The 23,452-nt window shown below is 69.7% G+C and carries 19 protein-coding genes, 6 pseudogenes and 1 riboswitch; of the genes and pseudogenes, 17 read left to right on the top strand and 8 right to left on the bottom strand.

Annotation, left to right across the window (positions count from 1 at the left end):
• Positions 1–105: 105 nt before the first annotated feature.
• Together OG959_RS06565 and OG959_RS06570 are read left to right on the top strand one after the other, a co-directional pair.
• Positions 106–942, top strand: a pseudogene (locus tag OG959_RS06565) (helicase associated domain-containing protein); the annotation flags it as partial.
• A 68-nt stretch (positions 943–1,010) separates the two neighbouring features.
• Entirely contained in the window at positions 1,011–1,625 is a 615-nt protein-coding gene (locus OG959_RS06570; protein ID WP_326657207.1) for a hypothetical protein, read from the top strand.
• Positions 1,626–1,848: 223 nt separating this feature from the next.
• Here OG959_RS06570 and OG959_RS06575 read toward each other — a convergent pair whose 3' ends face one another.
• Positions 1,849–1,980, bottom strand: a complete 132-nt coding sequence (locus OG959_RS06575) for a hypothetical protein (protein ID WP_326657208.1) — start codon at positions 1,978–1,980, stop codon at positions 1,849–1,851.
• A 116-nt stretch (positions 1,981–2,096) separates the two neighbouring features.
• On the opposite strand from OG959_RS06575, the gene OG959_RS06580 reads away from it, so the two are divergent.
• Positions 2,097–2,666, top strand: coding sequence for a histidine phosphatase family protein (locus tag OG959_RS06580; protein ID WP_326657209.1), 570 nt, complete (start codon positions 2,097–2,099; stop codon positions 2,664–2,666).
• A 43-nt stretch (positions 2,667–2,709) separates the two neighbouring features.
• On the opposite strand, the pseudogene OG959_RS06585 reads toward OG959_RS06580, so the two are convergent.
• Positions 2,710–3,276: pseudogene (locus OG959_RS06585) on the bottom strand (transposase); the annotation flags it as partial.
• 2 nt (positions 3,277–3,278) lie between these two features.
• Positions 3,279–3,575 (bottom strand): annotated as a pseudogene (locus OG959_RS06590) (telomere-associated protein Tap); the annotation flags it as partial.
• Positions 3,576–3,583: 8 nt separating this feature from the next.
• On the opposite strand from OG959_RS06590, the pseudogene OG959_RS06595 reads away from it, so the two are divergent.
• A pseudogene (locus OG959_RS06595) lies at positions 3,584–3,745 on the top strand (transposase); the annotation flags it as partial.
• 9 nt (positions 3,746–3,754) lie between these two features.
• Here the strand turns inward: OG959_RS06595 and OG959_RS06600 are convergent.
• Entirely contained in the window at positions 3,755–4,591 is an 837-nt protein-coding gene (locus OG959_RS06600) for an alpha/beta fold hydrolase (protein WP_326657210.1), read from the bottom strand.
• A 123-nt stretch (positions 4,592–4,714) separates the two neighbouring features.
• Here OG959_RS06600 and OG959_RS06605 point away from each other — a divergent pair, with 123 nt between their 5' ends.
• The 3 genes from OG959_RS06605 (at position 4,715) to OG959_RS06610 (ending at position 6,578) form a co-directional block, all read left to right on the top strand.
• Positions 4,715–5,152: a MarR family winged helix-turn-helix transcriptional regulator gene (locus OG959_RS06605; RefSeq protein WP_326666249.1), complete on the top strand. Its 438-nt coding sequence runs from the start codon at positions 4,715–4,717 to the stop codon at positions 5,150–5,152.
• Positions 5,153–5,216: 64 nt separating this feature from the next.
• Complete coding sequence (locus tag OG959_RS38635; RefSeq protein WP_442805546.1) at positions 5,217–5,909, top strand: transposase; 693 nt, start codon at positions 5,217–5,219, stop codon at positions 5,907–5,909.
• 48 nt (positions 5,910–5,957) lie between these two features.
• On the top strand, positions 5,958–6,578 hold the full coding sequence (locus OG959_RS06610) for an IS5 family transposase (protein WP_442805731.1): 621 nt from the start codon (positions 5,958–5,960) through the stop codon (positions 6,576–6,578).
• A gap of 7 nt (positions 6,579–6,585) precedes the next feature.
• Here the strand turns inward: OG959_RS06610 and OG959_RS06615 are convergent.
• Positions 6,586–6,759, bottom strand: a pseudogene (locus tag OG959_RS06615) (DUF5655 domain-containing protein); the annotation flags it as partial.
• Between the two features lie 335 nt (positions 6,760–7,094).
• On the opposite strand from OG959_RS06615, the pseudogene OG959_RS06620 reads away from it, so the two are divergent.
• A pseudogene (locus OG959_RS06620) lies at positions 7,095–8,337 on the top strand (IS256 family transposase).
• On the opposite strand, the gene OG959_RS06625 reads toward OG959_RS06620, so the two are convergent.
• Complete coding sequence (locus OG959_RS06625; RefSeq protein WP_326657212.1) at positions 8,334–9,065, bottom strand: SDR family NAD(P)-dependent oxidoreductase; 732 nt, start codon at positions 9,063–9,065, stop codon at positions 8,334–8,336. The pseudogene OG959_RS06620 and the gene OG959_RS06625 overlap by 4 nt on opposite strands.
• Positions 9,066–9,215: 150 nt before the next feature.
• On the opposite strand from OG959_RS06625, the gene OG959_RS06630 reads away from it, so the two are divergent.
• Positions 9,216–9,662 (top strand): winged helix-turn-helix transcriptional regulator, encoded by a 447-nt coding sequence (locus tag OG959_RS06630; RefSeq protein WP_326657213.1) that lies wholly within the window; start codon positions 9,216–9,218, stop codon positions 9,660–9,662.
• A gap of 567 nt (positions 9,663–10,229) precedes the next feature.
• Entirely contained in the window at positions 10,230–12,185 is a 1,956-nt protein-coding gene (locus OG959_RS06635) for an FAD/NAD(P)-binding protein (protein ID WP_326657215.1), read from the top strand.
• Between the two features lie 67 nt (positions 12,186–12,252).
• Here the strand turns inward: OG959_RS06635 and OG959_RS06640 are convergent, their stop codons facing one another.
• Complete coding sequence (locus OG959_RS06640) at positions 12,253–13,278, bottom strand: Lrp/AsnC family transcriptional regulator (RefSeq protein WP_326657216.1); 1,026 nt, start codon at positions 13,276–13,278, stop codon at positions 12,253–12,255.
• A gap of 154 nt (positions 13,279–13,432) precedes the next feature.
• Here OG959_RS06640 and OG959_RS06645 point away from each other — a divergent pair, with 154 nt between their 5' ends.
• Positions 13,433–14,881: an MFS transporter gene (locus tag OG959_RS06645; protein WP_326657217.1), complete on the top strand. Its 1,449-nt coding sequence runs from the start codon at positions 13,433–13,435 to the stop codon at positions 14,879–14,881.
• A 79-nt stretch (positions 14,882–14,960) separates the two neighbouring features.
• Positions 14,961–16,139 (top strand): amidohydrolase, encoded by a 1,179-nt coding sequence (locus OG959_RS06650; RefSeq protein ID WP_326657218.1) that lies wholly within the window; start codon positions 14,961–14,963, stop codon positions 16,137–16,139.
• A gap of 101 nt (positions 16,140–16,240) precedes the next feature.
• Here the strand turns inward: OG959_RS06650 and OG959_RS06655 are convergent, their stop codons facing one another.
• Complete coding sequence (locus OG959_RS06655) at positions 16,241–16,723, bottom strand: molybdopterin-dependent oxidoreductase (protein ID WP_326657219.1); 483 nt, start codon at positions 16,721–16,723, stop codon at positions 16,241–16,243.
• A gap of 280 nt (positions 16,724–17,003) precedes the next feature.
• Between OG959_RS06655 and modA the strand changes: the two genes are divergently transcribed.
• From modA to metE, 5 genes are all read left to right on the top strand, one after another.
• Positions 17,004–17,822, top strand: a complete 819-nt coding sequence (modA, locus tag OG959_RS06660; RefSeq protein ID WP_326657221.1) for a molybdate ABC transporter substrate-binding protein — start codon at positions 17,004–17,006, stop codon at positions 17,820–17,822.
• Entirely contained in the window at positions 17,819–18,679 is an 861-nt protein-coding gene (gene modB, locus OG959_RS06665) for a molybdate ABC transporter permease subunit (RefSeq protein ID WP_326657223.1), read from the top strand. Before modA ends, modB begins: the two co-directional genes overlap by 4 nt.
• Positions 18,676–19,761 carry an ABC transporter ATP-binding protein gene (locus OG959_RS06670; RefSeq protein WP_326657225.1) on the top strand — a complete coding sequence of 362 codons (1,086 nt, stop codon included), beginning with the start codon at positions 18,676–18,678 and terminating at the stop codon, positions 19,759–19,761. The genes modB and OG959_RS06670 overlap by 4 nt, the downstream gene beginning before the upstream one ends.
• A 181-nt stretch (positions 19,762–19,942) precedes the next feature.
• Positions 19,943–20,587 carry a LysE family translocator gene (locus tag OG959_RS06675; RefSeq protein WP_326657226.1) on the top strand — a complete coding sequence of 215 codons (645 nt, stop codon included), beginning with the start codon at positions 19,943–19,945 and terminating at the stop codon, positions 20,585–20,587.
• A 79-nt stretch (positions 20,588–20,666) separates the two neighbouring features.
• A riboswitch (cobalamin riboswitch) is annotated at positions 20,667–20,882 on the top strand.
• Between the two features lie 160 nt (positions 20,883–21,042).
• On the top strand, positions 21,043–23,361 hold the full coding sequence (gene metE / locus OG959_RS06680) for a 5-methyltetrahydropteroyltriglutamate--homocysteine S-methyltransferase (RefSeq protein WP_326657227.1): 2,319 nt from the start codon (positions 21,043–21,045) through the stop codon (positions 23,359–23,361).
• Positions 23,362–23,452 lie beyond the last annotated feature (91 nt).

The raw sequence follows: 23,452 nt of genomic DNA on the forward strand, positions 1-23,452 counted from the left end.
TCCGGATGGAGGTTCCTACGCCATACCGTCCGACCAGGGGATCACGCCCGCGCCATGTCATCGGCTCTCATCTCTACGCCTGTTCGCACGCCCGTTCCTCATCATGAGTCGTTTCCGCTTGGTCGATGGGTGCATCAGCAGAGGAAGGCGCTGCGGGCGGGTGAGCTGGAGGAACGGCGCAAGACGCTGCTGGACGCGCCGGAGGCCGGGATGGTCTGGGAGCCGGGCGAGGAGGCGTGGGAGAACAAGCTCGCCTCGCTCCGGTCCTACCGGCGGGCCATGGGGCACCTCGCGCCGCGTCAGGACGCGGTGTGGGGCGAGGGCGAGGCGCTGGTGCCGGTCGGGCAGCACATGGCCAACCTGCGCCGGAAGGGCGGCCTGGGCAAGGACGCGGATCGGGCGGCGGAGCGCGCGCAGCAGCTGGCCGCGGTCGATGAGGACTGGGACTGCCCGTGGCCGCTGGACTGGCAGCGGCACTGCCGTGTCCTCGCGGACCTGGTCGACGCCGACGGCGTCCTGCCGGCCATCGAACCGGGGGTGTTGTTCGAGGGCGACGATCTGGGCAAGTGGCTGGAGCGGCAGAAAAACCCGGGCACCTGGGCGCAGCTTCTCCCCGAGCAGCAGGAGCGGCTGGCGAAGCTGGGCGTGCAGCCCGCTGAGAGCGCGTCTCCCGCCCCGACGGCCGCTCGTACGACGAAGGGCCCGAGCAAGGCGCAGGCGGCGTTCCGGCGCGGGCTGGCGGCCTTCGCGCAGTGGGTGGAGCGGGAGGGTGCGGACCGGCCGGTGCCAAGGGGGCACAGCGAGCAGATCGCGGTCGACGGCGAGGCGGAGCCGGTGGTCGTGAAGCTGGGCGTATGGATTTCGAACACGAAATCGAGGAGGGACCGGCTGGACGCCGAACAGCTCACCGCACTCGCAGAGCTGGGCATGGAATGGGCGTGAGCCGTGCCTCCGTGCGCGAACAGCGCACGGGGGCACCAAGTCCCCTTCGCTCCCTTACGATCCGCAGCATGAACGAGATCCCCGCTTACTTGTCGGTCAAGGTCAACTTCGACAACAGCGACTACGACAACGTGTGTGACACCTTCGGCGGCGGTTTCGATCGTCTTCCTGCCTGGCGGGAGCTGGGGAACCTCCTCGCTCATCGGCCGGGATGGCACTTCGACGTCGTCAACCGTGGTGAAGCCCTGTGGTGTCTCGGCGTCCTGGGTGAGAGCCGCCTGGCAATCCACGTGACCGAAGACCTTCGGTATCACTGCTACGACCACGGCGCGGACTTGGACACCGTGGCAGCGGACACCACCGCCGTGGAGATGTGGCTCATGGGCCGAGAGGAAGCTGCGCGGCGGCCGAGCCCCTCGATCATCGAGATGGCGAGCGCCGACTCCTGGAAGCTCTTGAAGAGCCACCCCTTCCGCCTTCGCGTGAGCTGGTCGGACGGCTACTACGCCGCCTCTCTTGCCGCTCTGGCCGAAGCGAGTTTCGGGCGGACTGTCGCCGAGGCCGTCAACGGCGCCGGGGAAATGATCTGCCACCTCTTCGGTGCCCCGGCGGGGTTCGCGCCGGACCTCACCCTGTCTGCCGAGCTCGATGAAACCGCAGTGCGGTACATCCGCACACCCTGACCTCAAAGCCGCGGCGCTGAGCCTGACCCTGCCGCAGGAGACCCCGGGGCCGCGATTGACCTGTGTCACTGGAATTGGGTCGTGTCTCGCTGAAGATGGACAGATGCTGGCCCGTCTCATCGAAGGCGGACAGCAGGCCAACCACCGCAGTCACCGTCGATGGTGCGTCGGCCTCCGACGCCTGAGAGGCACCTGCCGATGAGACACGGCTGCGGACCGGGCATCACTCCTGGGCGGAGGCAGTCAAATCCATCATCGCCTGGGCGTAGGTTGCACCGTCAATCTCCTTCTCGTCGTACTGGCGCATCAGCTCGTCGATCTTGGCTCTGTCCGATCCATCGTTATCTCCCAACATGTCAGTGCCGCAAGGTGGGGACAGTAGCGCGACACGTACCGCACGGACGGCGCTTTCCCTAGTGCCGCATCAGGCAACGTTTGCTCTGTGTTCGATGTGAGATACGGTCCTCAGCCATGGGCCAACTGGTATTGATCAGGCACGGCGAGACCGCATGGAGCCGGACCGGGCAGCATGCTGGCCGCACCGACTTGCCGCTGACCGAGGTAGGGGAGGACGCGGCGCGTGCGCTCGCGCCTCGGCTGGCCGATCGGGAGTTCGCTGCCGTCTACAGCAGCCCGCTGACTCGCGCCGTGCGGACCGCTGAACTGGCGGGGCTGAGTAGAGCGGAGCCCGACGCCGACCTGATCGAGTGGGACTACGGCCGCTACGAGGGGCTAACCGCCGAGCAGATCCAGGAGCTCAAGCCCGGCTGGGAACTGTGGCGCGACGGCGTCGACGCCGGCGAGGACCTCGGGCACGTGACGGTGCGGGTCGACGCCTTCCTCGGCCGGGTCCGGCTGCCGCTGGACAAGGGCGACGTGGCCGTCGTTGCGCACGGCCACCTGTCACGCATCCTCACCGCGCGGTGGCTTGGGCTTGATGCGTCGGCCGGGCGGCAGTTCGGGCACCCGCATCCGGGGACGATCAACACGCTGGGTTACGAGCACGAGCTGCCGGTCGTGCTCGGGTGGAACCTGCCGTAATGGCGGCTGTCCATACCCAGTGCAAGGTGTAGCTACTGGCATGTCAGGCGACGTTCGCCCGGGAGACCACCCGCCTGAGTCGGGCATCGGTGACGTGGTTGTTTCGCCAGATGATGTAGCGGCGGATCATGCTGCCCTGTTCCTTGTGGTCGGCGTGGTCGGTGCCGTCGAGGGTGAAGTAGCGCAGGGCCGTGAACTGGGCTTCGATCCTGTTCAGCCAGGAGGAGTTCGTTGGGGTGTAGGCCATCTCGACGTTGTTGGCCGCAGCCCAGGTGCCGACTCGCTGGCGCTTCTTCGTGGTCAGGTGCGGGGAGAAGTTGTCACTGACGATCGCGATTCGGATCTCTCGCGGGTAGAGGGTGCGTAGGTAGCGGCAGAACTCCAGGAACTGCGTCCGCTTCTTGACCGGTTTGATGTGGCCGTAGAGCTTGTCCTTGGATCCAGGCCGGCGAACAGGTGGCGTACTCCGCCGTAGCGGTTGTAGGTCGCCCGGCGCCGCCGGCGGGGTTCACGGTCGAGATTCTTGTGCTTGCCGCCGCGCTCGGCCGAGGTGCTCGACGCGGGCCTTCTTGGCCGCGTAGTCCGGATCATTGGAGGTCTTCCAGGTCTTCGGTTGTACTCGGAGTGCCGCCTGCCGTCGGCGCCCGGCTCGGACGCGCGGGTCGGCGGGTGCAGGGCGGTCATCAGCTCCAGACCGGTCACCGCCGTGGAGCCGCGCGGCGTCATCACCCGGGACGCGTACACACCCAGGACCCGGGCGAGGTCCGCCGGCGGGAGCTGTCCGGCCTCGCCCCAGTGCCGGGAGTCCAGTGCGTTCCACGACGGGATGCACAACTGCACGCATGCCCGCTCCGAACCCTGCGCGGGGCGGTAGATCCGCGCCCACGGCCCGAACCCGCGCTTGGTCATAACACTCTTTAGGACGCCGCCGATGGGTCATCGAGCGCACCATGTCCTGACTGACCGGATACCGCAGACTCAACCACCGATACGAACGCCACCCCCGCAACTACCTGGCCTTTCTCGGCCTCGCCGCAGCCCTCTGCTGCTACAAGCGACTCCTCCGACTCACCACATAGGACACGGTCTTAGCCCTCCTGGGCGTGGACCTCGCGCAGGAAGTCCACGAGGATCCGGGTGAATTCCTCCGGCTGCTCCATCGTCGTGTAGTGGGCGGCGCCGCCCAACTGCGCGCTGCGGCCGTTGGGGACAGCGTCCATCAGGGCGGTGACGGTGTCGAGGAGGCCGGGCATGTCGAGGGCGCCGTCGATGGCCAGGACCGGAACGGTGATGCCCTTGGCGCGGGAGGCCACATCCTCGACCGGAACCCGGTGGTCCGGTTCGTCCGGGGTGTGCTTCATCAGGGTGCACAGGGCCATGTCGCGGACGTGCGCCACGATCGCGGGATTGACCTCGTCAAGACTGCGCTCCGGCCCCGCGATCCACTGCACGATGCCGTCCAGGTAGCCCGAGAGGTCGCCGCCGACCAGCGCCGTGCGCTGCCGCTCGGCGATCGCGGTGGACCAGGCGCCGGTCAGGTCTGGCTCTCCCAGGCCCCGGCCGCTGACGACCAGGGCGCTGACCAGTTCGGGGTGCTCGACGGCCGTGTCGATGCCGATCATGCCGCCCATTGAGATGCCCACGAGCGGGACCTGACGCAGGCCCAGGTGCCGCAGTAGGTCCGCGAGGTCGTCAGCCTGTCGGAACGGCTTGGTCGCGTTGGCGGAACGGCCGTGGCCGCGAGCATCGGGGGCGATGATCCGGTAGCCGCGGGCAGTCAGGCCCGGAATCAGGTTGTCGAACAGGGTGCTGTCCGCGTAGGCGCTGTGCAGGAGCACCAGCGCCTCGCCGTCGCGGGGCCCATCGTCGCGGTAGGTGAGCAGGCCGTCGGCGGACTGGAAGGTCTCGAATGTGATCTCATTCATGACAACCAAGGTGTCATGAATGAGCGAGAATGGCAACTTGGTTGTCATATGGTGTGAGACAGTGGTCCCGTGACCGAACCAGCCTCCGAGCCCCTCTCCCCCGACGAGCTGCCGGGACGCCTCATGGAAGTCTTCGCGCTCGTCGGCCCGCTCTACCGCCGCGTACAGCGCCGGATCGAGCTGGACGCCGCACAGGGGCTCTCCGTGGGCGTGCGCGCCGTGCTGGACCTGCTGCGCGAGAACGGTCCGATGACCGTGCCGCAGATGGGCCGGGCCCAATCGCTGAGCCGCCAGTTCGTACAGCGGATGGTCAACGACGCCGCTGAGAGGAAGCTCGTCGAGAGCATCCCGAACCCAGCGCACCAACGCTCCTCGCTGATCCGACTGACCGACGGCGGCCACGCGGCGATCACCGCCGTAACCGCCCGCGAGCACGCCATGCTGCGCCAGGCGGGCGGCGACCTTACCAACACGGACGTCGCCGCCTGTGTCCGGGTGCTGGGCCGGATGCTAGAGCTCTTCGACGACGTCGATGCCTCGAACGCCGAGCCGCCCTGCTAGGCCGTTTCCTCCGGATCTCTCCCGCAGGAGCTGGTTGTCTGTGCGGGGTGGGAGAGTCCTGGGCATGATGCTGCCGGAGAATCCTGAGCGAGTGCTGCCTGAGATCGGACGCGACTTGTTCGACGTTCTCGTCATCAGGACCGACTTCAGCAATGACGAGGCGTGGAACGCGGTGGTTGGGGAGTTGCACCGGCCGTGGGGACCGGGCGGTGAGTTTGCCGCAGCAGTGCAGCTGGTCGATGCGCCTGCTTGGTCAGGAGCGACGGCCGACGAGGTTCTTGCCGCCGTGGTGGATGAGGACCTGATTGTTGTCTTTATTGCTGACCGCGGCACCATGCAGTCGCCGGCGCGAGCATTGCTGGCTCTGTCGACCGTCTGGGAAGATGTGAGTGGCCTTGACCTCGTCTATTACCAGGAACTCATCGAGTCGCCCGAGCCTCGGGAGTTTCGAGCCCTGCCTGCCGCGGTGCACGGCGTCCAGGTGGGCCTGGCGCTCGGCAACGAGGGCTTCGCAGAGTTCGCCGGGGCTGCTTCACAGAGCCTGATCAGGTACTGCGGCCTTTCTGATCGGTACGGCGGGCAGCCGTTGCCTCTGCAGATGCGAGTCGTTCGTTGGGGCATGTCGTTGAGTGACGCGCAGTGGGCGCGGATCGAGCCGTTGCTGCCGGATCGGACGCCGAGGCGGGGCGGGAGGTGGCGGGAGCACCGGCAGGTGATCGACGCGATCGCGTTCAAGTACCGCACCGGGATTCCCTGAACGGACCTGCCTGAGCACTTCGGTTCGTGAAAGGGCGTCCACAACAGGCTGCGGAAATGGGCACCTGACGGCACCTGGAAAAGGGCGATCTGGACTGGGTCGTCGCGGTGGACTCCACGGTCGTTCGTGCTCACCAGCACGCGGCCGGGGCCCGTAAAAAGGGGCCCCGGTCGAGGAACCCGACCATCATGCACTGGGGCGGTCTCTGGTGGGCTGACAACGAAGATCCACCTGGCGGCCGACAGCCGATGCCGCCCGCTGGCCTTCGTAATTACCCCCGGCCAGGCTGGTGACGCCCCGGCATTCCCGGACGTGATGACGGGGATCCGGGTCCCTCGGCCGGTCGGCAGACCCCGAACGACGCCCACCGCGGTCCTCGCGGACAAAGCGTATTCGTCTCGCGCGATCCGCACCTACCTGCGACATCGCGGGATCCGGGCGGTGATCCCTCAGCCCGTCGACCAAGCAGCGAATCGCAAGCGGCTTGGCAGCCGCGGTGGGCGCCCTCCGACGTTCGCGCGCGAAGCGTACAAACAGCGGAACACGGTCGAGCGGTGCATCAACAAGATCAAACAATGGCGGGGCCTGGCCACCCGCTATGACAAGACCGCCACCATCTACCTCGCGGCTCTTCACCTGGCAGGAATCTTCGTCTGGTCAGCAAGGTGATCCGGAGGAAACGGCCTAGGTCGATGCTGCGTCGGTGCTCGCGGACCGCATGCACGTCATAGCGCGTGAAGTCACCAGCGATGCACACCAGCCTCGGTCCGTTCCAGAGGACCTGGGCCGCCGCCGCCGTCCCAAGCCGGTCACGGACCAGGTGCTCGAACTCGCGGTGGTGATCCATCAGCAGCACAGCTCCTCGATGAGCCTTCGGGGTGCCGCCCACGAGGTCGCCGAGGCCCTGGCCTGGCAGGACCGCGCACACCCTGCCTCGGCACCCTGCTCCGCTGTGTGACGCACACATCGAGGTCGCGAACGCCCCGACCGAGCTCGCCCTCAGTGCGCGCTGCTGCGACGTTGCTGATACACCCCGCAGAGAAGGGCGACCGCCGCCACGGAGCAATGCTCAGGACTTGTGGATCGAGGCTGGGGGGAGCACGCAGCGGGCGTACCTTCCCGAGTGATCGATTGAAGGTCACCGAGTAGGCCGACGCTGCGAACGTCGGCTGGGAAGGCACGCCCGTGATCAGCGTGTTAAACGCCGACGGAGCCACTCGTAACGGCTCCCTGATCGACGAGATTGTCCGCGAGGGCGCGAGGCGGATGCTGGCCGCCGCTCTGGAGGCCGAAGTCAACGCCTATATAGCCGAGTTGGAGGGCGAGCGGGACGACCAGAGCCGCCGCCTGGTCGTGCGCAACGGCTACCACCAGCCGCGGAACGTCGCCACGGGCGCCGGAACGGTCGAGGTCAAAGCGCCGCGCGTGAACGACAAGCGGATCGATGTGTCCACCGGCGAGCGTAAACGGTTCTCCTCGGCGATCCTGCCGCCCTGGTGCCGCAAGTGCCCGAAGATCAGCGAGGTCCTCCCCCTGCTCTATCTCCACGGCCTGTCGTCCGGTGACTTCGTTCCCGCGCTCGAGCAGTTCCTCGGCAGCTCGGCCGGCCTCTCGCCGGCCGTTGACGACGCAGTGGCAGGCCGACCATCAGGGGTTCTCCGGGCGCGATCTGTCGGCTTCCGACTATGTCTACGTGTGGGCCGACGGCATCCATCTGCGCATCCGCCTGGCCGAAGCGAAGTCCTGCGTGCTGGTCCTGATGGGCGTGCGCGCGGACGGCACCAAGGAGCTGATCGCGATGACCGACGGCTACCGCGAATCGGCCGAGTCCTGGGCCGATCTGCTGCGCGATTGCGCCCGGCGCGGGATGCGCGCCCCGGTCCTCGCAGTCGGCGACGGCGCGCTCGGCTTCTGGAAGGCCCTGGCCGAGGTCTTTCCCGCCTCCCGGCATCAGAGGTGCTGGGTTCACAAAACGGCCAGCGTGCTCAACGCTCTGCCGAAGTCGGCCCAGCCCGGCGCCCGCAAGGCGCTTCAGGACATCTACAACGCCGAGGACCGCGAACACGCGCTGAAGGCTGTCACCTCGTTCGAGAACGCCTACGGAGCGAAGTGGCCCAAGGCCGCAAAGAAGATCGCCGACGATACGGAGGAACTGCTGGCGTTCTACGATTTCCCCGCCGAGCACTGGATCCACCTGCGAACGACCAACCCGATCGAGTCGACGTTCGCGACCGTCCGGCTACGGACCAAGGTCACCAAGGGCGCCGGCAGCGCGGCAGCCGCCCTCGCCATGGTCTTCAAACTCGTCGAGTCCGCACAGGCCCGCTGGCGGGCCGTGAACGCGCCTCACCTCGTCGCCCTCGTCCGAGCCGGATCCCGCTTCGAACGGGGACGTCTCGTCGAACGCTCCGGAGAGGATGCGGCCTAGTCTGCGGGACTGATCGGTATGGCCGAACTGCCGCGCCTCCCTGTCTGGGCGACGAGAGATCGGAAGGCGTCCAGGTCGCCGATGACCTCTTCGACGCGGTTCCGCTGCTGGTACATGCTGTAGTAGCGGGCGCCGATGGCGTCAGGGTCGGCCTCGCCGCCGCCGGGGACGACCCCGGAAGCGATGGTCACCGTGCCCGCGTAGATGCCCTGCGACTTGAGTTCAGCGTGCAGGGTGTGTGCCCAGTTGCGCAGGCCGGCCATGGCCATTCCCACGTTGGCCAGAAAGGGTGCGGGGACCGTCGAGGAGACGCCGGTGGTCAGCAGCAGCGTTCCCTCACCTCGGGCCAGCATCTCCGGCAGTACCTGGCCCACGGCCGTCACCGCGCCCAGCACATGCAGCTCGAACTGCGCGGCGGCGGAGTCGACCGTGGTCTGTGCGGCATGGGTGATCGGCCCGGTCGGGCTGGGACTGTATTCGAGCACGTCGATCGGTCCCAGCATGTCCCTCGCCGCAGTGAGGGCGGTGGTGAGCGCGTCACGATCGCGGATGTCGGCGGGAAACGCGGCAGCGGTGATGCCCAGCTCGGCCAGCTCACTGACCAGGGTGTCCAGCTTCCCCTTGGTACGGGCGATCAACCCGACCTGGAACCCCTGGAGGCCGAACGCGCGAGCCACCCCCATCCCCAGCCCCGGGCCGGCACCGACAACAACGAGCGTCTTCACCACGAAGAATCCTCTCCGGTCACCGCGATTGGACCGGTGCTACCTCGACTCCGCGCCGGTCACTTACTGTTTGTGAGTGGCCCCATGATTTGTTACTGGGAGGGCCGGGGCAAGACGGCACATTTATGTCAGTGACACACACGGAGGTAACCGTTGGCGCCTCGCAGGAACATCTCCTCGGCCCCGCAGCACCGCGGCTCCACGCAGCCTCCGACAGCAGGCACCGGCAGCGAGCCGGATGAGGAAGCGTGCCGGCAGGTGCTCCAGATCCTCGGGTTGATCGGCAGCAAGTGGAGCATCCTGATCATTGGGCAACTCCGCGACCGCACCCTGCGCTTCGGTGAACTGCATCGCACCGTCAAGGGCATCTCCCAGCGCATGCTCACCCTGACGCTGCGGCAACTCGAACGCGACGGCTTGTTGACCCGTACCGTCCACCCCAGCGTTCCCCCACGCGTGGACTACACGCTGACCGGGCTCGGCGCGACACTACTGGACTCCGTCGTCGCTCTCGGAGATTGGGCCACCACACACCGCCACGAGATCAACGACAACCGAAACCGCTACGACGCCACACACCCAACGCCAACACCGCCCTGAAGCCCCTGCTCAATCCACAGAATTGGACAATTCCTCGCCGCCACGGCACCGCAGACCCATGCGGACCAGACGGGGGCGTAGGCCGCGCGCAGGACGAAGGCCCCGGTGATCAGAACGGAGACCAGCCCGGCGGCAGGGTTCAACCACTGGTCGGAAACACGTGTACGCCGAAAAGTAATGCGGCAGGACGACGCCTGGCACCGGACCCGGGCATCCAGTTGCGGCAGCGCGTAGCGCAGGGCTGCTGCTGTACCCGCTCCCAAGGTTGTTGCTGCTGAAACCAGTGGAACCAACAGGCCCAGCCCACCGCAGCGCACGACTTCTGAACCGTTCCGCGGATGGGTGATCACCCATCCCCCGTCCGGCGCGGATCGGCGCGGATCGGCGCGTGCGCGCCGAGCGCCGACGGCCGCACTGCAACGGGCACCGACTCGACCGATCTGCTGATTTCGTAGCAACTGGCCCTGCAGACAACGAAATTCGCGCTACGCATCAGCGATACAAGTGGATAGCATTCCGGCAACGCTTTTCTGCCTCGAAATCCGTAGATCGATGTGGGGGTCTCGTATGCCCAGACTCAGTGATCACGAGCTCGGAATGCACCGGAAGGTCACCCGCCGCGACTTCCTCGACGGGGTGGCCGTCACCGCCGCGGGCGCAGCAGCCGCGTTGGCCCTTCCCGCCACAGCCCAGGCCGCGCCCGGGACATCGCACCGGCACACCCCGGCGCATGGACACGGACACGGGCACGGCCGGCCGGACGCGCCGTACCCGCCCACCGCCACCGGCCTCCGTGGACAGCAGCCGGGTGCCTACGACGTGGCGCACGCCGTGCGGGACGGTGATTTCGCACCGGGCCGCATCGTCGAGACCCGGGAGTCCTACGACCTGGTGGTGGTCGGCGGCGGCCTCAGCGGTCTCGCCGCCGCGTACCTGTACCGCAAGCACGCCGGCCCACGGGCCCGTGTCCTGATCCTCGACGCCCTGGACGACTTCGGCGGTCACGCCCGGCGCAACGAGTTCCAGGTGGGCCGCACCCTGCTGCTGTCCAACGGCGGCACCGTCAACATCGACACCCCGAGCACCTGGTCACGCGCGGCCCGCGACCTGCTCACCAAGGACCTCGGCGTCGACCTGAAAGCGCTGGAGGCGACGGTGAAGGGGGACGCCTACGCACCGTACTCATTGCGCAGCGGCACCCTCTTCAACTCCGAGCGCTGGGGCAAGGACCAGCTGGTGATTCGCGAGACGGGCGAGTCCTGGACCTCCTACGCGGCCAAGCTGCCGATGAGCGAGGCCGGCCGGGCCGCTCTGGTGCGCTTGTACACGACGAACGAGGATTTCTACCCGGGTCTTTCGGACGCGGAGAAGAAGGAGATCCTCGCCCGCACCCCGTACGAGACCTACCTGCGCCAGAAGGTCGGCCTGGACGACGACGCCCTGGAGGTCGTCAAGCGCGGCACGAACGGGCTGTGGGGCGTGAACGTCGATCACGTGGCCGCCGCCGACGCGTGGGCGACCGGCCAGCCGGGCTTCGGCGGACTGGGTCTCGCACACACCCCGTGGCCGGGCGCCGGGCTCACCCCGCTCATGCACCTGAACGAGACCGAGGAGGACGGCAACTTCTACTTCCCCGAGGGCAACGCCTCGCTCGCCCGCCTGCTGGTCAGCAAGCTCGTCCCGGACGCCTTCGACGAGCGCCGGCCCGACTGGCAGGAGATCGTCACGGCCAGGGCGGACTACTCCCGCCTCGACGACTCGGACAACCACGTCCGCATCCGGCTGTCCAGCACCGCCTTCCAGGTACGCAACGACGGCCGGCGCGGCGCGGTGGTCGACTACTCCAGGGGCGGCCGCAGTTACCGGGTCCGCGCCAAGGGTGTGGTGATGGCCTGCTGGAACTCGGTGTCCTCGTACGTCATGCCCGAGCTGCCGGCGGAGCAGGTCACCGCGATGCGCTACGGAACGAAGGTGCCCCTGGTGTACGCCCGGGTGGCCCTGCGCGACTGGCGTGCCTTCGCCGCCGCCCGTGTGTCCAGGGTCAGCACACCGTCGATGTTCTTCTCCAGCTTCGGACTGCCGACGGTCACCGAGATAGGTGACTTCAGAATGCCGCACCGCCCCGAACTGCCCACCGTCGTCTCGCTTTCGGCGACCCCCGGCTCACCCGGCCTCATCTGCCGCGAGCAGCACAAGGCAGGCCGCCGGACACTGATCAGGATGCCGTTCGAGGACTTCGAGCGCGAGATCCGTGACTCGATGACCCGCTCGCTGGGCGCATTCGGCTTCGACCCGGCCCGTGACATCACGGCCGTCACCGTCAACCGCTGGGCCCACGGGTACGCGTACGAGTACAACTCCCTCGACGACCCGTCCCTGTTCCGGCCCGAGTCCCAGCGCCCGTACGCCCAGGCCCGCCGTCCGGTCGGGCGGATCGCGATCGCCAACTCCGACTCCGAGGCGTTCGGCTACACACACGCCGCCTTCGACGCGGCTGTCCGCGCGGTGTCTCACCTCTTGTGAGCCACCCTGCGCCGGGCTCCGCAAGGAGGCACCTGCCGGCGTGGCGGGGAGGCCGGAGTCCGCCGGGTCAGACCGCGGGCCGGCGGAACGGGCGGGCGGTGAACGGGCGGCCCTCGCCCACCGGCCGGCCGGCCCGCCGGTAGGTGCGCATCAGCAGCGCGGTCCGCACCTCGCGCAGGCCGGTGAGCCCGGCGAAGGCCCGGGCGTGGAAGTCGTACATCTCGGCGGTGGTGGCGTGGCTGGCGTAGCCCAGCACGTTGGAGCGGCCGGTGGTGACGACAAGGTGCCGGATCGAGGGCTCCCGGGCCAGGCGCCGCAACGCCGCTCCCAGGTGGGCGTGGCGCACCTCCAGCTGGAAGCGGGTCTCCACCGGGTAGCCGAGCAGCGCGGGTTCCGCGAAGAGCCGCAGGTGAAAGACGTGTGAAGCCATGAGGCGGTTCAGCCTGCGGCGCACGGTCGACTCGCTCATCCGCAGCCGCGCCGCGAGCGTGCTCATCGGCATCCGCGCGTCCTCGCCGAGGAGGTGCACCAGTTCGCGGTCGAACGCGTCGACCGCGATCGGCGGAGGAGGCTGTGCGCCCTCGATGGCGAGCTGCCGCAGGGGCGACGGCTCGGGGTCGTAGGGCGCCCAGTCGGCAGCGGTCAGCAGCAGTCGGAGCACGACGGCGGAGTGGATGTCGAGGACGCCCGGCATCCGTCCGACGGCCCGGTCGACGAGGTCGATGAGGTCCGCCTCGTCCGCGACGGTCATCTCGGCCAGCACCAGCAGGTCGCCGGTGGCCACCTCCACGGACCGGGCGTCGCGGCGCGCGGCGACGGCCCGTGCGACTTCCTCCAGGCGCCCCGGAGCGCAGCGCACCGCCAGCTCCACCACCATGCCCTCGCCCAGGTACTCGGTCGGGAGGTCGGCGATGAACCGCACTTCGCCGGTGTCGAGCAGCCGGCCCAGTCGCCGGGCGACCGTCCGCTCGTGCAGACCGACGCGTTCGCCCACCTCGGCGAACGAGGCGCGCGGGCGGCGGGCGAGGTACTCCAGGATGCCGAGATCCGCCGCGTCGAGCGGGGTCTCGTTTCCGCCACCGGTTTCCACCACGCTCCCCTCCTCTTTGCCTGATTCCACCACGTGGGGCGGTCACACGCCGGTTTCACGCTTTCTCACCGGCTTCCGTTGCTCGGATCCGGTAGTGAGCGCAGATTACCGGACAGCATCCGACCGCCGGCTTCCGGCCATCCGCAGAGGTACGCCCATGACTCAGGCCGCCGCAAAGGCACCGCCCGCCTCCGCTCCCCCCGGCCGCGCGACAACGACGGCAGCCATCGTCCTCTCGATCGTGCTCGTCGAAATGTCCAGCGGCATCACCCAGGGATTCCTGGCCCCCGTGCTGCGCAGCCTCACCGACGTCCTGCACGTCACGGCCGCCCAGCTGAACTGGATCAGCATCGCGAACCTCATGGCGAGCGTGGCCTTCACCCCCCTGCTCTCCCGCCTCGGCGACCTGCACGGGCACCGCCGGGTCCTGCGGTGGAACCTGGCCGTGGTGCTGCTCGGCTCGGTCGTCGTGGGGCTGTCCGGATCGTTCCGCACGCTGCTGCTGGGGCAGATCCTCCAGGGCGCGTTCGCCGGGTTCTTCCCCCTGCTCGTCGGCATCCTGCGCAACCGCACATCGGAGGCGGAAAGCCGCCGCAGCATCGGGGTGATGGTGGCCGGGCTCGTGGGCGGGCTCTGCGTCGGCATGGTCGCCAGCGGCCTGGTCGCCCACTATGTCGACACCCCGACATCGGCCCTGTGGGTGCCGGCCGCCGCGGTCGGCATCGCGCTGCTGGTCACCTGGCCGCTGCTGCCGGAGACCACCGAGCGCCCGGGCGGCCACCTCGACGCGCGGGGCGGCGCCCTGCTCTGCGTCGGCCTGGTCGCGATCATGCTCGGCCTGGGACAGGGCGGGCTGCCGGGCTGGGAGTGGGCCTCGCCGCGCACGCTGGGGTGCCTGGTGGGCGGCGCCGCGGTGACCGCGGTGTGGGCCGTCGTCGAACTGCGCTCACCGGAGCCGATGATCGACGTACGTCTGTTCCGCCGGCGCAATGTCACGGTCATGGCGCTCGTGACGACCACCTTCTCCTTCTGCATGATCGGGCTGCAGGTCGCGGGGGCCGTCTTCCTGGGCACGCCGAGAGAACTCGTCGGCTACGGCATGGGACTCGCCCCGCTCCAGATCGCCTTCGCCACGATTCCCGGTCTGGCCGTCATCGCCCTGGCCGCGATGGCCGCGCCCCGTCTGGCCGCGAGGATCGGCGACCGCGCCACCCTGGTGCTCGGCTCACTGCTGATGGCCGCCGGCTACGCGCTCACCCTCGCCTTCCACAGCACCCTGACGCCCTACCTGCTCTCGACCGTGGTGGCCGGAATCGGCACGGGTCTGCTCCAGCAGTCCACGCGTACCCTCGCCGTCGAGTCCGTCCCGGACGAGCAGGCCGCCGTCGGCTCCGGCATCAACGAACTGCTCATCAACGTCGGAGGCTCGCTGGGCGCGGCCTGTGTCCTCGCCGTCACCGCCGCCCATACGTCCGCGGGTTCGTCGCTGCCGGGCTTCGGCGCCTACACCACGACGTGGTCGGTGTGCGTGGGCGTGTCCCTGCTCGGAGCCCTGGTCGCGCTGCTGTACCGGCGTTCCGACCTCCGCCCGGACGTCACTGCCTGAACTCCGGACCTCCGGACTTCCGCCTTTCCTCCCCCGGCCCTTCGTCCCCCGGCCTTTCCGACCCCGACAAGGAACACCCATGCACCAGGAAGCTCTGCGCGAACGCGCCCGGTCCGTCGTCACCCGCCGGCAGGACGACGTCATCGCCCTCAGCCACAGCCTGCACGCCGAGCCCGAACTCGCCTACGAGGAGCACCGGTCGGCCAGGAAGATCGCCGACCTGGTGGAGTCGGCCGGGCTGCGCGTCACGCGCGGCATCCACGGCCTCGACACCGCGTTCGAGGCCACGGCCGGTGACGGCGCCCTCGTCGTCGCGATCACCGCGGAGTACGACGCCCTGCCCGGCATCGGCCACGCCTGCGGACACAACGTCAACGGCGCCTCGGCCGTGACCGCGGCCCTCGCCCTCGCGGCGGTCGCCGACGATCTCGGCCTCACCGTCAAGCTCCTCGGCACCCCGGCCGAGGAGTACGGCGGCGGCAAGGTCGACCTCCTGAACGCCGGCGCCTTCGACGACGTCGCGGCAGCGATGATGGTCCATGCCGCCCCCGCCGATGGCGTCGGCATGACCTCGCTGGCCATCGGCAGCTGGAAGGTCCGCTACAGCGGCCGCACCGCCCACGCCGCGGCCATGCCCCACCGGGGCGTCAACGCGGCCGACGCCATGATGATCGCCCAGGTGGCCATCGGCGCCTACCGGCAGCAGATGATCCCCGGTGGAGTGGTGCACGGCATCGTCACGCACGGCGGGGAAGCCCCGAACGTCATCCCGGGCCTGGTGACCGCGGACTACGACTGCCGGGCCGAGTCCGCCGAGGACCTCGCCGAACTGCAGACCCGGGTGCGCGCCTGCTTCGAGGCCGGCGCCCTGGCCAGCGGAGCGGAACTGGCACTGGAGGCCGTGGGCAACGACTACGCCGACCTGCGGCAGGACCTGGAGATGTGCGGGGTGTTCCGCGACAGCCTCCACGGCCTGGGCCGCACGGTGGACGAGGGCGCCCACGACATGCGCGGAGGCTCCACCGACATGGGCAACGTCTCCCACCTCGTGCCGACCATCCACCCGAGCATCGGCTACGACTGCGGCGACACCATCATGCACAACCCCGAATTCACCCGGTACGGAACCAGCGCGGGAGCCGACCGGGCGGTCCTCGACGGAGGTCTGGCCATGGCGTGGACGGCCATCGGGCTCGCCGCCGACGAAAGCCACCGCGCCCGCCTGCTGGCACGGCTTGCCGAACGTCGGGCCCGCTGAGAACGGGTCCCTGCCGCGCATCGGGCCGCTGCCTGCGATCGCGTGTGCGGGCACTCATGCAGCCCTGGACCTCCGTCCGCAAGGTCGGCCCGCGCTCGGCGTCACGCCCACGACGCGTACCCGCCGTCCACGCGCACGGCGGTGATGCCGCTGATGTGCCGCGCTCCGCAGCGGTCCTGCGGGAGCACGAGTTGCGGCCCCGCGCGGTCCAGCGAGGTGTCGTCGATGGTGACCGCGAGCAGCACCCGGGCCCGTCCGAAGTCGGGATCGATCTCCGCCCAGGACAGCAGGGTGTGGTGGCCGTCCGCACCGGTCACCGCGATCAGGAAGCGCAGGCGGTCCTTGCGGCGGGCCGGGTCGAAGCGGGGCCCGGCGCCCATGAGCACGTCGTGCAGCAGCGGTCCGGTGAAGCGGTGGTGCTGGACGCCGCTGGTGGCGCACTCGAAGCTGACGTCGGCCTCGTGCTGCCGCCAGGCGAGCAGGTCGGGCACCGTCAGCCGCGCCGGGCGGCCCAGGTCGCCGGTGAGGGCGAGTTCCGGCACCGGTCCTGTGGTCCTACCGGCAGTGGCGAAGGACTGGCTCACGGACTACCACCTCCCGGTTGACCGGTACCCAGGCGCGGGCACCGTACAAACGCACATACCAGCCACAGCAAGCATTGCCCGGACTCATGCGAAGCGACAGGAGACTTTTCCCTCGCATCTGCGGCATTATCATCAGCGCACGCACAGCTACCGGAGCCGGCGCCCGGTGTTCCGGCGGCTGCTGTGATCAAGTCGACCGACGTGGTCGTCGGGAGACCGTGGACGGTCCGCCGGGACCACAGGTGATGTGTCCGTCAGGACCAGAGGGAGCAGACCCGTGATGAGCCGTACCGCACGCCGGACCCGCCGGACGCTTCAGGTTGCCGGTGCAGGTGTTGCCGCGCTGCTGGCCGTGAGCGCCTGTTCCTCGTCCGACGACTCCTCGACGTCGGACTCCTCCGCGTCCGGCTCCCCGGACCAACTGTCCGGCACGGTGACCGTGTTCGCCGCCGCCTCCCTCAAGGAGTCCTTCACGGCCCTGGGCAAGGAGTTCGAGGAGCAGCACCCCGGTACGAAGGTGACCTTCAGCTTCGGGGGCAGCGACTCGCTCGCCGCGAGCATCACCGGCGGCGCCCCGGCCGACGTCTTCGCCTCGGCCAGCCCCAAGACGATGAAGATCGTCACCGATGCCGGGGACGCCTCCGGCACACCCGCCACCTTCGTCCGCAACCAGCTGGAGATCGCCACGCTCCCGGGCAACCCCGACAAGATCTCCTCCCTGAAGGACCTCACCGGGTCCGGCCTCAAGGTGGTCCTGTGCGACAAGGAGGTGCCCTGCGGCGCCGCCGCCCAGAAGGCGCTCGACGCCGCCGAGCTCGAACTCACACCCGTCTCGTACGAGCAGGACGTCAAGTCCGCCCTGACCAAGGTCGAGCTGAAGGAGGCCGACGCGGCCGTCGTGTACAAGACCGATGTGCACGCCGCGGGTGACAAGGTGGAAGGCGTGGACTTCCCCGAGTCGGCGAACGCCATCAACGACTACCCGATCGTCCAGCTCAAGGACACGCAGAACACCGAGGCCGCCAAGGCGTTCATCGCCCTGGTCAGGTCCTCCGCGGGCCAGAAGGTCCTGACCGGGGCGGGGTTCCTGAAGCCGTGACGGATCTCGGCAAGTCCGGCACCGCGACCGGCCCCGTCCGGGGTGGACCGCGGCGCCGGCGTGTCCGGACGGGCGTCGGCCGGGGTGTTCCGCTGCCCCTCCTGGTCCCCGCGCTGATCGGCCTGGCGTTCCTGATCGTGCCGCTGGTCGCGCTGCTCGTACGGGCCCCGTGGGCCAGCATGCCCGAGCTGCTGACCAGTGCCGAGGTATGGCAGGCGCTCCGGCTGTCCCTGGTCTGCGCCACGGCCGCCACCGCGGTGAGTCTGGTCATCGGTGTGCCGCTGGCCTGGCTGCTGGCCCGTGTCGAGTTCCCCGGGCGCGGCCTCGTACGGGCCCTTGTCACCCTGCCGCTCGTCCTGCCGCCCGTGGTCGGCGGTGTGGCTCTGCTGATGGCGCTCGGACGCAACGGCATCGTCGGGAAGACGCTGGACGACTGGTTCGGGATCACCCTGCCGTTCACCACGGCGGGGGTGGTGATCGCGGAGGCGTTCGTCGCGATGCCGTTCCTCGTCATCAGCGTCGAGGGCACCCTGCGCGCCGCCGATCCTCGCTTCGAGGAGGCTGCCGCCACACTCGGCGCCTCCCGTTTCACCGCGTTCCGCCGGGTCACACTGCCGCTGATCGCACCCGGCATCGCAGCCGGAGCCGTCCTGGCCTGGGCCCGCGCCCTGGGCGAGTTCGGCGCGACGATCACCTTCGCGGGCAACTTCCCCGGCCGTACCCAGACCATGCCGCTGGCCGTGTACCTGGCCCTGCAGAGCGATCCGGAGGCGGCCATCGCCCTCAGCCTGGTCCTGCTCGCCGTGTCCATCGCGGTGCTGGCCGGCCTCCGCGACCGTTGGATGACAGCAGGATGACCACCGAGCCCGCCGCCCCCACCCCGCGCGCCGACACGCCCCAGGAGGGCCTCGACGCCCGCCTCGTCGTCGAGCGCGGCACCTTCCGCCTCGATGTGACGCTGGCCGTCGCACCCGGCGAAGTCGTCGCCCTGCTCGGCCCCAACGGCGCCGGCAAGACCACGGCCCTGCGCGCCCTCGCCGGCCTGACACCACTCACCGACGGCCATCTGCGGCTGGACGGAACGGCATTGGAGCGTACGCCGCCGGAGTCCCGCCCCGTCGGCGTCGTCTTCCAGGACTACCTGCTCTTCCCCCACCTCACCGCCCTGGACAACGTGGCCTTCGGACCACGCTGCCACGGGGCGACCAAGGCCGCGGCCCGTAGTGAGGCCACGAAGTGGCTCGGCCGCCTCGGTCTCGCGGAGCACGTCGACGTCAAGCCACGCAGCCTGTCCGGCGGCCAGGCCCAGCGTGTCGCCCTGGCCCGCGCCCTGGCGACCCGGCCGCGTCTGTTGCTCCTGGACGAGCCGCTGGCGGCGCTGGATGCCCGCACCCGCCTGGAGGTCCGCTCGCAACTCCGGCGGCATCTGGCCGAGTTCGAAGCCGTCGCCGTCCTGGTCACGCACGATCCGCTGGACGCGATGGTCCTGGCGGACCGCCTGGTCGTGGTCGAGGACGGCCGGGTCGTCCAGGAGGGTGCGCCGTCCCACATCGCCCGCCATCCCCGTACGGACTACATCGCCCGTCTGGTCGGCCTGAACCTCTACCGGGGCTCGGCCGACGGCCACACCGTCCGCCTCGACGACGGCCCTCCCGCCACCACCATGGAGGCCCTGTCCGGTCCGGTCTTCGTGGCCTTCCCGCCGAGCGCCGTCACCCTTCACCGTGACCGCCCCGCGGGCTCCAGCGCCCGTAACCTCTGGCAGTGCGAGATCGCGGGCCTGGAGACGCACGGCGACCAGATCCGCGCCGACCTCACCGGAGAGCTGCGTCTCACCGCGGACCTGACCACGGCCTCCGCCGCCGAACTCGACCTGCACCCGGGCGCGGCGGTCTGGGCGACGGTGAAGGCGGCGCAGACCCACGCCTACCCCGTCTGAGACGGACGCGCACCCGCCGAGTCGAGACGGGAACGGGGCCTGGGGCGGCCGAAGTTGCCCAGACGCCGAGCTCTATGCTGCAGCGGGCGGGACAGGCACGGCACATGCGTCGCACCCGTCCACCACAGCCGGGTGAGCCGCTGCGCATCAGGCACCCGACGAACGACCTGGAGGTTGACCGGTGATCACTCTGACCGCAATCGGAGGAGTGGCACTGATCGAACTGGGCATGGCGCTGACTCCGGGACCGAACATGATCCACCTCGCCTCCCGGGCGATCACCCAGGGCCGCAGGGCGGGCCTGGTCAGCCTCAGTGGGACCGCAGTGGGGTTCGTGTGCTATCTGCTGGCCGCGGCGGCGGGCCTGTCCGCGCTGTTCGCCGCCGTGCCGGTGGCGTACACGGTGATCAAGCTTGCCGGGGCCGCCTACCTGGCCTACCTCGCCTGGAGCATGCTCAAGCCGGGCGGCCGCTCACCGTTCGACCCGGCCGGGGATCTGCCTCCGGTCTCCGACGCCCGTCTGTTCTCGATGGGGCTGCTGACCAACCTGCTCAACCCCAAGATCGCGCTTCTGTACGCCGCCCTGCTGCCCCAGTTCCTGGACCCGCGGGGAGGTCCGGCGTGGGCGCAACTCCTCCAGCTCGGTGGGGTGCAGGTCATCGTGGGCATCACCGTGAACGGTCTGATCATGCTGGGCGCAGCCCGCATCTCGGGGTATCTGGCCACCCGGCCCCGCGCCATGACGGCCCAACGGCTCACGTCGGGCGGCCTGCTCGGCGTCTTCGCGTTGCGCACCGCGCTGTCCCGCACCGCGGTCTCCGCCTGAGCCGGGTGAGCGGGCACGATCCGCAGGCTCCCCGTTCCGGAATGTGAACCGCGGTCCCCAGCGGTGCGGCCCACCCTCTAGGCTGGCTGGTGCAGCTGGTTCGCCCTGTCCGCCAGGCAGACGCGTCGTAAGAGGGAACCCGGTGGAAATCCGGGACTGCCCCGCAGCGGTGAGTGGGAACGACCGCCGTCATACGCACTGGATCCGATCGGGTCCGGGAAGCGACGGCCAGTAGGTGTCCGCCTCGGCGGACCTGCCCGCGAGTCCGAAGACCTGCCCGTTGCCCGCACGTGCCCCTTGGCGTGCGGATATCCCGGTGACCTCGTGGGCGGGTCGGCGTACATACCGCACGGAAGCGCGCGCCGACGGCGCACGGGATCCGTCCGGTTCGTCACACCTTCGCGTCCGCGTCCCGGCCCGGGATGTTCAGGAGTCAACTCGCGAAGGAGAGTTCCATGACCACCGAACCCGCAGCCGCGGCGGCACGAGCCACCGTGTACGGCTATCCCCGCCAGGGCCCCGACCGGGAACTGAAGAAGGCGGTCGAGGGCTACTGGAAGGGCCGGGTCACCGCCGACGCCCTCCGGGCAACCGCGGCCGGTCTGCGCCGGGCCAACTGGAGGCGGCTGGCGGATGCCGGCGTCCACGAGGTTCCGACCGGCGACTTCTCGTACTACGACCACGTCCTGGACACCAGCGTCATGGTCGGCGCGGTTCCGCAGCGGCACCGGGCGGCCGTCGGGTCCGACGCGCTCGACGGGTACTTCGCGATGGCCCGCGGCACGCAGGACGTCGCTCCCCTGGAGATGACCAAGTGGTTCGACACCAACTACCACTACCTCGTCCCCGAGCTCGGCCCCGACACCGTCTTCACCACCGACTCCACCAAGCAGGTCACCGAGCTGAAGGAAGCCCTCGCGCTCGGGCACGCAGCCCGGCCGGTGCTCGTCGGCCCGGTCACGTATCTGCTGCTGGCCAAGCCGGCCCCCGGGGTGGCGGCCGGCTTCGAGCCGCTCACACTCCTGGACCGGCTGCTGCCCGTCTACGCCGAGGTGCTCGCCGACCTGCGCGCCGCCGGAGCCGAGTGGGTCCAGCTGGACGAACCGGCCCTGGTCCAGGACAGGACGCCGGGTGAGCTGAACGCCGCCGCCCGCACCTACCGGGAGCTCGGCGGCCTGACCGACCGGCCCAGGCTCCTCGTCGCCTCCTACTTCGACCGGCTCGGCGAAGCACTCCCCGTCCTGGCGAACGCCCCTGTCGAGGGCCTGGCGATGGACTTCACCGGCGCCGCGGCCGCCAATCTCCACGCGCTGGCCTCGGTGGGCGGAATCCCCGGCAAGCGGCTCGTCGCCGGGGTGGTCAACGGCCGCAACATCTGGATCAACGACTACGAGAAGTCCCTGTCCACCCTGGGCACGCTTCTCGGCCTCGCCGACCGGGTCGACGTGTCCGCCTCCTGCTCCCTCCTGCATGTGCCGGTCGACGCCGCGGCGGAGCGGGACATCGACCCCCAGATCCTTCGATGGCTCGCCTTCGCCACCCAGAAGACCGCCGAGATCGTCACGCTGGCCAAGGCGCTGACCCGGGGCACCGCCGCCATCGCCGCGGAGCTCGCCGTCAACCGGGCCGATCTGGCCTCCCGTGCGGACTCCCCGATCACCCGCGACCCTGCCGTGCGGGCCAGGACCGCTGCTGTCACCCGTTCCGACGGCCGCCGTTCCCTGCCGTACGAGGAGCGTGCTGCCGCTCAGCGGGCCCGCCTCGGGCTGCCGTTGCTGCCGACGACCACCATCGGTTCGTTCCCGCAGACCGCCGGGTTGCGCACGGCCCGCGCCGACCTGCGCAAGGGCCGGATCGACGTGGCCGGCTACGAGGAGCGGATCAGGGCCGAGATCGGCGAGGTCATCTCCTTCCAGGAGAAGACCGGCATCGACGTCCTGGTCCACGGTGAGCCCGAACGCAACGACATGGTGCAGTACTTCGCCGAGCAGCTGACCGGGTACCTCGCCACGCGGCACGGCTGGGTCCAGTCCTACGGCACCCGCTACGTCCGGCCGCCGGTCCTCGCGGGCGACATCTCCCGGCCCGGACCGATGACGGTGCGCTGGACCTCGTACGCCCAGTCGCTCACCGACCGCCCGGTCAAGGGCATGCTGACGGGGCCCGTCACCATGCTGGCCTGGTCGTTCGTCCGTGACGACCAGCCGCTCGGCGTCACCGCACGCCAGGTCGCCCTGGCGTTGCGGGACGAGGTCGACGATCTGGAAGCGGGCGGGACCTCGGTCATCCAGGTCGACGAACCCGCTCTGCGCGAGACCCTGCCCCTGCGCGCCGATGACCGCTCCGCCTACCTGGAATGGGCCACCGAGTCGTTCCGCCTCACGACCTGCGGTGTGCGGGCGGAGACCCAGATCCACACCCACATGTGCTACGCGGAGTTCGGCGACATCGTCCAGGCCATCGACGACCTGGACGCCGACGTCATCAGCCTGGAAGCCGCCCGTTCCCACATGCAGGTCGCCCGGGAACTCGCCGCACACGGCTACCCGCGCGAGGCCGGGCCCGGCGTGTACGACATCCACTCCCCCCGTGTGCCCGACGCGGACGAGATCGCCGCCCTGCTCCGCCTGGGGCTGAAGGCGATTCCCGCCGCCCGTCTGTGGGTCAATCCGGACTGCGGTCTGAAGACCCGTGGCTGGCCCGAGACCAGGACGTCGCTGGAGAACCTGGTCGCGGCGGCCCGCACGGTCCGCGGTGAGTCGGCGGGCTCCTGACCGAGGAAGCCCTGAGGGCCGGGGCGCCCGACAGCGCCCCGGCCCCGGCGTGGTCAGCGGCGGACCGCCGGCTGTTCCATGCGTGGCTCGC

This window comes from Streptomyces sp. NBC_00385, from assembly GCF_035917155.1.
Lineage (GTDB): Bacteria > Actinomycetota > Actinomycetes > Streptomycetales > Streptomycetaceae > Streptomyces > Streptomyces poriferorum.

Coding starts and splice junctions, on each gene's coding strand:
- OG959_RS06570 (WP_326657207.1), top strand. CDS start 1,011: ATGAACGAGATCCCCGCTTACTTGTCGGTCAAGGTCAACTTCGACAAC.
- OG959_RS06575 (WP_326657208.1), bottom strand. CDS start 1,980: ATGTTGGGAGATAACGATGGATCGGACAGAGCCAAGATCGACGAGCTG.
- OG959_RS06580 (WP_326657209.1), top strand. CDS start 2,097: ATGGGCCAACTGGTATTGATCAGGCACGGCGAGACCGCATGGAGCCGG.
- OG959_RS06600 (WP_326657210.1), bottom strand. CDS start 4,591: ATGAATGAGATCACATTCGAGACCTTCCAGTCCGCCGACGGCCTGCTC.
- OG959_RS06605 (WP_326666249.1), top strand. CDS start 4,715: ATGGAAGTCTTCGCGCTCGTCGGCCCGCTCTACCGCCGCGTACAGCGC.
- OG959_RS38635 (WP_442805546.1), top strand. CDS start 5,217: ATGATGCTGCCGGAGAATCCTGAGCGAGTGCTGCCTGAGATCGGACGC.
- OG959_RS06635 (WP_326657215.1), top strand. CDS start 10,230: ATGCCCAGACTCAGTGATCACGAGCTCGGAATGCACCGGAAGGTCACC.
- OG959_RS06645 (WP_326657217.1), top strand. CDS start 13,433: ATGACTCAGGCCGCCGCAAAGGCACCGCCCGCCTCCGCTCCCCCCGGC.
- OG959_RS06650 (WP_326657218.1), top strand. CDS start 14,961: ATGCACCAGGAAGCTCTGCGCGAACGCGCCCGGTCCGTCGTCACCCGC.
- modA (WP_326657221.1), top strand. CDS start 17,004: ATGAGCCGTACCGCACGCCGGACCCGCCGGACGCTTCAGGTTGCCGGT.
- OG959_RS06670 (WP_326657225.1), top strand. CDS start 18,676: ATGACCACCGAGCCCGCCGCCCCCACCCCGCGCGCCGACACGCCCCAG.
- metE (WP_326657227.1), top strand. CDS start 21,043: ATGACCACCGAACCCGCAGCCGCGGCGGCACGAGCCACCGTGTACGGC.